Raw genomic sequence first — 11,880 nt, 5'->3', positions numbered from 1 at the left:
GCCGGTGCGGCGGGCGGTAGCCTGTCGGTGGCTCTGGAAACGCCCGGCTACCTCAAGAGTTCGGTCACCGACCGGGTGCTGCCGGTTCGCGACCTGGTAGTCGGCCAGACCCGGCAGTCCGTTGTCCTGGCGGATACGCCCGAGGACGCTGCCGGCTCGTTGTCCTATGGCCACGGTGCACTGGGTGTGGACCAGGTCGGAGCCGGTGGTTTCGACAATCTGGCGCTGCTCAGTAACGGCCTGATCAGTTTCGACGGTGACGTCTCGTTGAACATGGGGCAGAGCCTGCGGCTGTATAGCGGGGCCCTGGCGATGACCGAAGGGGCCGCCGATCGCTCGCATGTGAACCTGTCGGCTCCCTATCTCTTGCTGGGCGGCCTGCTGGCCAAGCCCGACTCGCGCGACCTGTACACCAGCCCCATACTGCCTGCCAAGGGTAACCCCTCCCAGCGCGCGACCCAGGCGATCTTCACCACGAACTCGTCGATGCTTGATGTGCGCGGCAGCGTGGTCTTCGGTACCAAAACCAGTATTCGCCAGGCAAATGGGGCGCTGGCCGACTTCGAGCGTCGAGGTTTTGACCGGGTTGACCTGAACAGTCAAGGTGATCTGCGCTTCCTGGCCGGTACCGTGGAGGATGCGATCGTCAGACGTATCAATACACAGTTGCTGACGCAGGGCGACATGACGCTTCGCGCAGCGCAGATCTATCCCGGTACTGGCGTTGGTGCACGAGTCGTGGCCGGCCATGGCTGGGGTCAGGACAGCAATGGGATGCTGTTCGACCCCGCTCGCACCCTGACCATTGCCAGGACTTGCGACGCAGCGCCGGCCATTCCCTATTCGGCCTTCGGTTATCTGCAACTGACGGCAGCGAACATCGTGCAGGGCGGGGTGGTCCGCGCGCCTTTGGGGTTGCTCGAGATTGGCACTTCGGCTCCAGACAGCCTCATCGGCCGTACCGCCAGCGTCAAGCTGATGCCGGGCAGCCTGACTTCGGTCAGCGGCAAGGGTCTGGTTCTACCCTACGGTGGCACCTTCGATGGTCAGACCTACCGTTACGCCGGCAAGGAAGTGGTGTTCCTGGGGCAGGGCGGAACACCGACGAACAACGCCGGGTTGCAGGTCGGTGTCTCCCTGGGCGGCCAGTCCGTTGCGGTACTGCCTGACGCAACGCTGGACCTTTCCGGTGGAGGCGACCTGCTGGGTGCCGGTTTCATCTCTGGCCGCGGCGGCTCCACCGATGCCCGCTTCAACCCGTTGGTGCAAATCGGTGCGGACGGTACGTTCACCCTGCCGGGCCTGGCGACCAACCCCATCTATGCCATCGTTCCGGGCGTGCAGCCGGGATATGCTCCCATTGCTCCCGAGGGGGGGGGGTCGATCCGGTGCTGGGGCAGCAGATCACCATCGGCACGGGCGTCCCTGGCTTGGCGGCGGGTACCTATACCCTGATGCCTTCGACTTATGCCCTGTTGCCAGGCGCATTCCGTGTCGAACTCAATGGTTTGGCCAGCGGCGGGTCGACAGGCATCACCCAGTTGCTGAACAACGGCTCATGGGCGACTTCGGGTCGACTGTCGATCGCAAACACCGGCATCAACAATGCGGTCGCCAGCCAGATCATCCTGACCTCTGGCGACGTTCTGCGTCGATATTCACAGTACAACGAGACCAGCTACGCCCAATTCGCACTGGCGGATGCCGCACGGCTGGGTGTACCCCGGGCCATGCTGGCGGCTGATGCCAAGACACTCAAACTGGATCTGCTCAAGGGTGGCGCTGAGAATGCCTTCTCCTTCGAGGGTATCGGTAAGTTCGAGGCGGCGTCCGGTGGTGTTGGTGGCTCGGTTGCGGTACTGGGCAACGGTGGCGCGCAGATTGAAATCATTGGTGCCGGGCAACAGGCCACGCCCCAATTCGATGGGGTGACCCTTGATGCGCAGAGTCTGAACTCCCTGGGGGCTTCTCGCCTGACCATAGGCGGCCTCGCGACGGTCCTCTACGGCCAGGGCGGCAATATCATTACCATGTCAGGCACCTCAAGAAGCATTGTCTTGCGTGACGGTGCCACCTTGTCCGCGCCTGAAGTATTCCTGGTGAGCAGCACCGGGGACATCGTTCTGGAGCAAGGTGCCTCGATCAATGCCCTGAGGCACGGTAATGCAGCCTATGATGCGCGGGACGGCTTCATCTACAGCGTTGCCAACATGCTGGCAGTGTCCAACGGGTTGCTGAATGTTCAGTTACTCGAAGATACCCAAGGTGGCGGTATCCTGATTGGCAAATGTACCAGCGCACCCTGCTCGGGGCATACTGAACTCTATTCGCAAGGTAGTATCGTTGCGACAACCAGTGGCGACTTCCAGTTGGATGACCAGGTTCGCTATGGGACTCGTCACCTGACACTCGCCTTGAACAATATCAACGTGGGCAGCCCCGAGGCCCTGCTGGGGGCGGCAACCGGCGGCCGGCTGCCTTCCGGCCTGACACTCAACCAGGCTGTGCTCGATCGTTTGCTCAAGGGCGATAGCCAATATGGCGCTCCAGCCCTGGAAACCTTGCAGTTGTCGGCCCGTGATGCGTTCAACTTCTACGGCACCACGACGCTCGATACCTATGACGCACAGACCGGCAAGTCGCGCCTGAGCAATCTGATGCTGTCCACTCCGGCCATCTATGGTGCGGGTGGCGCCGCAGATGTGGCGACCATTCATACCGCCAACCTGATTTGGCAGGGTTCGGACAAACCGGCCGGTTCGGTGATCGCCGGTGGTGCGGGAACCGGCAGCGGACGCCTGGATATCAACGCCGAACGCATCGAGTTCGGTTACGGCGACTTCGCCCAGCCCAATACCGTGAAAAGCTTCGACCGCCTGGTACTGGGTTTCACCAACGTCAATCTCAATGCCAGCGAGCGCATCACCGCCAACCACAAGGGCAGTCTTTCGGTCTACCAGAGCCAGGGGGCCTACGAGGCGGGCAAGGGCTTCCAGTACAGCGGCGGCAACCTGAACATCCTGACGCCACTGATGACCGGGGAGGCGGGTTCAGTGAACCGCATCACCGCCGGTGGTGCGATCGATGTCTCGTCGTCGGGGGCCGTCGTTGGCGAGGTGAAGGGGCAGGGCGCCGAGTTGGCCCTGCAGGGCAGCAGCATCCGCCTGGCCAGCGCCGTGGTCCTGCCCAGCGGCAAGGTCAGCCTGGGGGCGACCGGCGATGTGGTGTTGACGGATGACGCGTTGATCGACGTGGCCGGGCGGGCCATCGTCTTCAACGATGTGACCAAGTACGGCTGGGGTGGCAGCGTCAAGCTGGAAAGCCGCACGGGCAATATTCACCAGGCGGCAGGTTCGCGTATCGACCTGTCGGCCAAGTACAACCAGGCCGGGAACTTGAGCGCGGTGGCACTGGATGCCTCGGCGGGTATCGTGGACCTGCAGGGGCGCATCCTGGGCTCCAGCAGCGGCTATTACGACGCGGGCGGCACCCTGATGCCTTACACGGCTGGGGGTGTCGAGATCCAGGCTCAACGACTGGGTACGACCGGGACGCTCGATGAGCAGTTCGCTGCCCTCAACCAGCGTCTGAACGACGGACAGGTGACGGGCTCGCGCAGCTTCCAGCTCAAGCAGGGTGACCTGACCATTGGTGATGGGCTCAAGGCCGGTGACGTGACCGTCTCCATCGATAACGGCAGCCTGCGGGTGAGCGGCACCATCGATGCGAGCGGCGAGCGGGTCGGCAGCATTCGTCTGTCGGCGAAAAACGGCCTGACCCTCGACGGCAGCGCGGTGCTCGATGCCCACGGCACACGCCTGCGGGTCGACAGCTACGGCAAGATCATCGACTCGCCGAACCGGGCGATCGTCGAGCTCAATTCGGGTAATGGTCAGTTGACCCTGGGCAGCGGGGCGCGTATCGACCTGCGCCACGGCACCGATGTGGCCCTGGGCAGCCTGCCGGGACAGAACGATGGCCGCGCCCGCGGCACCCTGGAGCTGAACGCGCCTCGCCTGGGCGGCGTCACCGGCGGCGATATCGCCATCGATGCCAGCGGTCCGCTGACCCTCCAGGGCGCACGCTCGATCGCCGTCAACGGTACCTGGCGCTATGACGATGCGGCCTACGGCACAGATCCGGCGGCCAGCGGTCGCCCGTACCAGATCATCGACCAGGCCTACCTGGACGCCAAGCATCTGCAGAGCACCGCGTTCATCAATGCAGCCCTGGCCAATACCAGCCTGATGCAGGGCAAGCTGGCGGGCCTGAACAACGCCACCTACGCCGATGCCTTCCATCTGCGTCCCGGCGTGGAGATCGTCAGCGCGACGCCGGACGGCGACCTGGTGGTGCAGGGCGATATCGACCTGTCGGGTTATCGCTATGCCAGTGCAAACCCGAATACACAGAAGACCGGTGTCTACGGTTCTGGTGAAGTCGGCAGCCTGACCTTCCGGGCCGGTGGCGACCTGAACATCTACGGCAGTATCAACGATGGTTTTGCGCCGCCGCCGGCGACCCAGGACGACAAGGGCTGGACCTTGCTGCCTGGCATCGACATCAACGGAGGGGATACCGTCGTGCCGGGGCCAGGGGTGACCTTGGCTGATGGCACGGCCTTCCCTGCCGGCGTTACGCTCAACTACGACTTGCCGATAAAAGGCTTGCAACTGGCATCAGGAATCCGCTTGCCAGTATCGGCGACACTGGATCAGGCCCTGTCGCTACCCGCAGGAACCGTGTTGGCGGCGGCGGTACGCGATGCATCAGGCAATATTCTGTTCGCCGCCGGTACGTTGCTGAGCCAGTCCCAGACTCTGGCGGCGGGTACACAGCTGGATGCCGGTAGCATTCTTCCTGCGGCGGCCAACTTCCGGAGCCTGACCTGGCCCAAGGGCGTGCCCTTGCCTGGGGGTGCCGGTACGAAGCAGACCGTTGTCCTGAACGGGAATCAGGTGCTCTCCCGTGGCGCCCTGATTCCTTCGGGTACCGATGTGAAACTTCTGACTGGCGTGGAATCGATACAGCTGCGTCCTGAGATCGCTGGGCGTCAGGGGCAGATCTGGGCCGTTGCACCGATGCTGGCTGAAGGTTCGCAATCCTGGTCGTTGCGCCTGGTCGCAGGGGCCGATACCGAGGCGGCCGACAGCCGCATCGTCCAGCCGCATCCGGTCAACGGTGACTTGCATCTGGCGGACACTCACTATGGCATGTTCGGCAAGGCCAAGGCCGGCGGCTATGTCTGGACCGAGGAAGGCTCGTTGAACTGGGCCGGCGATACCAGCCTGGTTGGGCAACCCATCGATTTCGATGCCATTGGCTATCCGGAGCTGTGCACGGATAACCCAACGTTCTGCAAGGCCGCCACCAGCTATGTCTGGACCGAGGAGGGCTCGCTGAACTGGGCTGGCGATACCAGCCTGGCCGGACAACCCATTGACTTCGATGCCATCGGTTACCCGGAACTGTGCACGGACAACCCGACATTCTGCAAGGCGGTCGGTCAGTCCGAGTTGGTTGCCGGTAGTCAGCGTTTCAGCGTGATCCGTACCGGTGCGGCAGACCTGGCGTTGCTGGCAGGCGGCAATCTGAAAATGGATTCGCTTTATGGCGTCTATACCGCCGGTAACTCCTCGACCACCACCTCAGCTAATGATCCTTATAACCAGGCCAGGGCGCGAGGCGCGAACGGGACGGTTCTCGGTGACGCCTTTGGTGGCTACGAAGAGCTGGTCAATGGTAGCGCGGCCAGCGTCTACCGTGCCTGGTATCCGGATTTCGGCGGTAACCTGACCCTCAAGGTGGGGGGCGATCTCACCGGCAACATCATGGACCGTGTTTCGACCGGTCTTGGTCGGCCCAACCCGGGTGACCTGGGCTACAACACCGCCAACGTCGGTAACTGGCTCTGGCGCCAGGGCAATGGCGACGTCAATACAGGTGGGCAGGTACAGCCAACCGCCTGGTGGATCAACTTCGGTACCTATACCAACACGGCCGCCCTGGGCGGCAGCAGCGCCGACCAGATGGTAGGTTTTACCGGATTCGGCACCTTGGGTGGCGGGGACGTCGATGTCCAGGTGGCGGGCGATGCGGGGATATTGACCCCGATGTCCGGATCAGCGTTCGCAACCTCGGTCAATCCACGTAGTCAGGGTCTGGTTCTCGTGGTTGGCAGCACCGGGCGGGTCGCCGCTGATGGCAGCGTGAAGATGACCGGTGGCGGCGATATGAATCTGCGGGTGGGCGGGGCGCTGAACCCTGCCAGCAGTATTGTCGCGGGGCAACAGAATGGGATGCTGGTCGACCTGCGTGGACACGTCCAGCTGGAAGGGAGTTCACTGGGTACCGTTGCGCAGATCTACGGCATCAGGTCGACCTCCCAGGCGCCTGGTGAGGTTCGAGCCTTTGATATCACACGTTCTACCCGAGCTATTTCGGCCGGTGGCATTACCTTGGTTCCCGGTGACGCCACGTTCAACCTTTCGACCCAGGGTGATCTGGTCGTACAGAATGTGCAGGATCCCGGCAGGGTCTCCCCGATGAACTCCTCTCCTTTCAGTCGTGGTGGCGTCAATGGCATGGGGCAGAGCTGGTTTACCCTGTGGACCGGGCATACGGCAATTGACCTGTTCTCGGCGGGTGGCAACCTCACCCCATATACTGATGGGACGGCAACCGATGCCGCAGTCGTCTATCCGTCGGTCCTGCGGGCGACTGCGGCCGGTGGCAGCCTCTACTATGGCAAGGCTGCGACCAGCGAGTCGAAAGACCTCGAGTACAAAGCCCCCTTGCTGCTGGCACCGTCGGTGAACGGCGAACTGCAGTTCTTGGCTGGCGATTCGATTTATGCCAGTGGATTGAGTGTCACTCGCTCCGGTGCGGCGGTTGAAACGATGGCTACGCCTTGGCGCCCGGCATTCGCGGGGGTGAGCAATGACTCCCTCGGAACCCTGATCCCCGACGGCAACAATCTGTCGGTGGATGGCAATATCGCCAAGATATCGTCCTCGAACTTGCCGCTATTCGTCTTCGGACCGGGCAGTGCCTCCGATGCCATTGCCGCAAACGGCCTTCCTTCACGCTTCTATGCGCTCAGCGGAGACCTGTTGGGTGTCACCAGCGGCCGAATCATCAGTTTCCAGGAGGGTACTCCACGCCTCGGCCAGATCGGGTACGAAGGCGCCGGTCCGGTCTGGATGATGGCCGGTCGCGATATCGTCAGCAGCGGCACCGCGTTGGGCAGCAGTGATTCCGGTATGAGTGATGTGAACAAATACACCAGCACCGGCAACCTGTTCGTGCACAACGACCCGAACGATGTCTCCATCGTTTCCGCCGGCCGCGACATTCTCTACAGCAACTTCACGGTGGCCGGCCCCGGCACCCTGGAGTTGACGGCCGGGCGCAATATCCTGATGGAAGACAAGGCCAGCATCACCAGCATCGGTGCCGTGGTGCCCGGCGACAGCCGTTCGGGCGCGAGTATCGTGATGCAGGCCGGCTTCGGCGCGAACGGGGTGGACTACCTGCGTTTCGTCCAGACCTACCTGAACCCGGAAAACCTGGCACAGGCCGGCCAGTCGCTGAGCGGCGGCAAGGTGGCCAAGACCTACGAGGCCGAACTGATCGACTGGCTGACCGAACGCTACGGCTTCAGCGGCAATGCCGAACAGGCACGGGCCTATTACGCGGCGCTGTCTCCCGAGCAGCAACGGATTTTCGCCCGCGACGTCTACTTCGCCGAACTGAAAGCGGCGGGGCGCGAGTACAACCAGGCCGGCGGGCCGCGCCAGGGCAGCTACCTCCGCGGTCGCGAGGCCATTGCACGGCTGTTCCCGCAGACCGACGTGGCGGGCAATCCGATCACCTACCAGGGCGATATCACCCTGTTCGGTGGCGCCGGGGTGCACACCGACTTCGGTGGCAATATCCAGATGCTCACGCCGGGCGGTGGTCAGCTGTTCGGTATCGAAGGTGTTGCGCCGCCCGCCACGGCCGGGGTCATCACCCAGGGGGCTGGCGATATCCAGCTGTACTCCCTGGACAGCATCCTGCTGGGCCAGAGCCGGATCATGACCACCTTCGGCGGTTCGATCATGGCCTGGTCGGCGGCCGGCGACATCAACGCCGGGCGCGGTTCGAAGACCACCGTGGTCTACACGCCGCCCAAGCGGGTCTACGACAACTGGGGCAATGTCACCCTGTCGCCATCGGTGCCGAGCACCGGGGCCGGGATCGCGACGCTCAATCCGATTCCGGAGATCGCTGCGGGCGACATCGACCTGATCGCGCCGCTGGGGACCATCGATGCCGGCGAGGCGGGGATTCGTGTTTCGGGCAACGTCAACATTGCGGCCTTGCAAGTGGTCAACGCGGCGAACATCCAGACCCAGGGCAAGACCTCGGGTGTGCCGATGACCACCGCGATCAACACCGGGGCCATGACCTCCGCCAGCTCCGCCGGCGCTGCCGCCTCCCAGGCGGCCGAAGATGCGGCGCGGCAGCAGCAGGCCGCGTCGCGGCAGGACCGGCCGTCGATCTTCACCGTCGAGGTCCTGGGTTTCGGTAGCGAACCGGTGACGCCGAATCGCGAAAGCGCCAGCCATACGCCGGCCTACAACCCGAACAGCCCGGTCCAGGTCCTGGGCGCTGGGCCCTTGAGCGAGCAGGCCAGGCTGCGCCTTACCGACGAGGAGCAGGGCAACCTGACCTTGTAGACGCTTGATGTTCCTCCTCTCGGGCGGCCTTGATGGCCGCCTTTTTTTTGCGCGGTCCGTTTTTTCGGGCGCTGCGCGAAGTTCTTGGCGACCTCAAGGCCGTCTTCGCGGGCAAGCCCGCTCCTACAAGGGCCGTGCGGGTCTCGGAGCGGGTTCATCACCGCTTTTGCGCCCCATGCCTCCTGCGGAATGAAGCTTTTGTGACAAAAGTTCGGTAGCACAAGGCCAGCCCTGTCTTGGTTATGTAGAGCGGGCAAGGGGGCTTCGGCCCCGTTTCCAAAGGTTGCAGGGAAGGCTGGAGGGGAGGCTATGGGGACTATGGAACGCTACTCGAAGGTAGGCATGCAGGAGCTGGACCAGCGCCTGTCGAAGATCGTCGAAGCGGCGCGCAAGAAGCCGGTGTCGGTCTATCGCTACGGTGCGCCGTGGGTCTGGATCGTGTCCCAGGAAGACTGGCAGGGCGCGCTGAAGGAGGTCTCCAGCTACATCCCGCCCGGCCATTCGCTGGTGCTGCTGCGGCCGCGGATCGATGACCTGCTCGACGAGCACCGCGACGTCCTGCTGGCAGCCGCTGCCGAGGCGAAGATGCTGATCGCCCCGCGGACGGTCATGCACATCCTCCTGCTGCAGCTGCTGTATTCGGTGCCCGGTGAACAGCAGCTGTACGAGCAGCTCAACTACAACCTGCTGTTCCGCTGGTTCGTCGGCCTGGACCTGAACCAGAAGGTCTGGAGCTTCAACGTCCTGAGCAAGGACATCGCCACGCTGCTGGACAACCCGCGGGCCGTGCTGCTGATCCAGAAAATCGTCGGTGAACTGTTCTGCGGCGCCTTGCTGCAGATGCCGGAGTTCTCCCTGAACTTCGCCCTGCTGCATACCTGGCTGGCACGGCATCCGGCGGTCGCGATCACCAACAACTGAACAAATGCCAGGGGCGCCAGCCCCGGCCATGAAGCCCCGGCAGCGCGGGGCCATTTCTTGAATCAAGGGGGCGGTGTGGAGCATCTGTTCTTCAAAGAGACGGCGCGACCGGCAGGGGCACGACGTGCCTGGCCGGTCGGTGCGGGCCTGGTCCTGGCCCTGCTGGCCGGACCACTGGCTGCCGAGGAGGCACCGGTGGCCCGTCTGGTGGACGTCAACGAATATGTCGTGCGCGGCAATACCGTGCTGCAGGCCCGGGACATCGAGGAAGCGGTCTATCCGTTCCTCGGTCCGCAGAAGGCCCTGACCGATATCGAAGGCGCCCGTGATGCCCTGCAGAAAGTCTACCAGGCCAAGGGGTACCAGTCGGTGTTCGTCGAACTGCCCGAGCAAAAGGTCGAGGGCGGCATCGTCTTCCTGCAGATCAGCGAAACCAAGGTCGGCCGGGTGCGCGTGGTGGGCGCCAGACACTATTCGCCGGTGGAAATCCGCGAGGAGGTGCCGGCCCTGAAAGAGGGCGAGGTACCGGACTTCGCCAAGGTCCAGAACGAGCTGGCGGCGCTCAACAAGGGCGCGGGTCGCCAGGTCATGCCGCTGGTGCGCGAAGGCCAGCGGCCCGGCACCATGGACGTCGACTTGCAGGTCGAGGACCAGAATCCCTGGCACGCCAGCCTCGGCCTGAACAACGACTACAGCGCCGACACCGAGAAACTGCGTGCGGTCGCGTCCCTGGGCTATGACAACCTCTGGCAACTGGGGCACAGCGTTTCGCTGACCTATTTCACCGCTCCCGAGGACCAGAGCAACGCCAAGGTCTGGTCCGGCTCCTACAGCGCACCGCTGAGCGAGCGCTGGACCTTGCAGTTCTCCGGCTACCAGTCCGACAGCAACGTCGCCACCATCGGCGGCAGCAACGTGCTCGGCAAGGGTCATTCCTATGGCGTCTCGGGCATCTACTCGCTGCCTTCCAGTGGCACCTGGGCCAACTCGTTCTCCATCGGCGTGGACTTCAAGGATTTCGAGGAAGAGCTGAAGTTCGGCAGCAGCAGCGACCAGATCCCGCTCAAGTACGCGCCGCTGACCTTCGGCTACAACGGCTATCGCTATACCGAAAGCTCCCAGCTCGGCCTGGGCCTGAACCTGGTGGCGGCGACCCGCAGCTTCTTCGGCTATGGCAGCGACTCCGACGAGTTCGACTACAAGCGCTACCGCGCCAGCCCCAGTTTCACCGTGCTCAAGGGCGACCTGAACTACACCTACACCTTCGCCAGCGACTGGCAGTCGGCGTCCAAGGCGGCGTTCCAACTGGCCTCCGGCCCGCTGGTTTCCAACGAACAATTCTCCGCCGGTGGCGCCACCTCGATACGCGGCTACCTGGCCGCCGAGCGCTCGGGCGACAACGGCATGTTGTTCTCCCAGGAACTGCGCACGCCATCCCTGGCCAAGTTCCTCGGCAGCTACGTCAAGGAGTGGCGTTTCTACGCCTTCGCCGAAGGCGCACGGCTGACCCTGGAAAAAGCCCTGCCCGAGCAGGAGGACGAATACAGCCTGGCCAGCGTCGGCCTGGGCACGCGCGCCAGCCTGAGCAAATGGCTGTCCGGCAGCCTGGATTGGGGCTACCCGCTGCTCGACGGCCCGAACACCCAGAAATACGACTCACGTTTGCACTTCAGTGTGCAGGCGACTTTCTGACCCTTTACTGACGGAGAACCACCGCATGTCACGCTTAATCGTGTCCCTGTTGATCTGCCTGGGCTTCGTGCTCCCGGCCACCGCCCAGGCCTGGTGGCAGGACGACTGGCACTACCGCAAGCAGATCACCGTCGACACCACGCCCCAGGGCGCGGCCATCAACGAGGCCCTGGGCCGCACCAGCCTGCTGGTGCGCCTGCACACCGGCAACTTCACCTTCGACGGGGTCAAGGAAGACGGCTCGGACCTGCGCTTCATCGCGGCCGACGACAAGACCGTGCTCAACTACCAGATCGAGAGCTTCGACCCGCTGATGGGCATGGCGCTGATCTGGGTCGATGTGCCCAAGGTCGAGGGGGGCCAGCGCCAGGACATCTGGATGTACTACGGCAACCAGAAGGCCCCGGCCACCAGCAATGGTCAGTTGGCCTTCGAGCCGAACTACACCGCGGTCTACCACTTCGATGGCGCGCCGGGGACGCCGGCGAAGGATGCCACGGCCTTCTCCAACAACGCGCAGAACGCCACCGGCAGCCGCATCGAT

3 protein-coding genes and 1 pseudogene are annotated in these 11,880 nt (G+C 63.7%); all 4 read left to right on the top strand.

Annotated features, from left to right (window positions below; translation table 11 throughout):
- Positions 1-8,723, top strand: a pseudogene (locus K675_RS31610) (filamentous haemagglutinin family protein); the annotation flags it as partial.
- A gap of 309 nt (positions 8,724-9,032) precedes the next feature.
- Positions 9,033-9,644: a transposase gene (locus tag K675_RS0129235; protein ID WP_198291706.1), complete on the top strand. Its 612-nt coding sequence runs from the start codon at positions 9,033-9,035 to the stop codon at positions 9,642-9,644.
- A 75-nt stretch (positions 9,645-9,719) separates the two neighbouring features.
- Complete coding sequence (locus K675_RS0129230; RefSeq protein ID WP_017907006.1) at positions 9,720-11,336, top strand: ShlB/FhaC/HecB family hemolysin secretion/activation protein; 1,617 nt, start codon at positions 9,720-9,722, stop codon at positions 11,334-11,336.
- A gap of 25 nt (positions 11,337-11,361) precedes the next feature.
- Positions 11,362-11,880: DUF2341 domain-containing protein (locus K675_RS31605; RefSeq protein WP_037007373.1), on the top strand; the 519-nt coding region annotated here is incomplete at its 3' end.

It is taken from the genome of Pseudomonas fuscovaginae SE-1 (assembly GCF_000364705.1).
Lineage (GTDB): Bacteria > Pseudomonadota > Gammaproteobacteria > Pseudomonadales > Pseudomonadaceae > Aquipseudomonas > Aquipseudomonas fuscovaginae_A.
Note: the sequence above shows the minus strand (reverse complement) of the source record. Positions and strands in the feature narration are given on the sequence as shown.

Excerpts from the sequence above, each read along its gene's own strand:
- K675_RS0129235 (WP_198291706.1), top strand. The coding sequence starts at position 9,033 with ATGGGGACTATGGAACGCTACTCGAAGGTAGGCATGCAGGAGCTGGAC.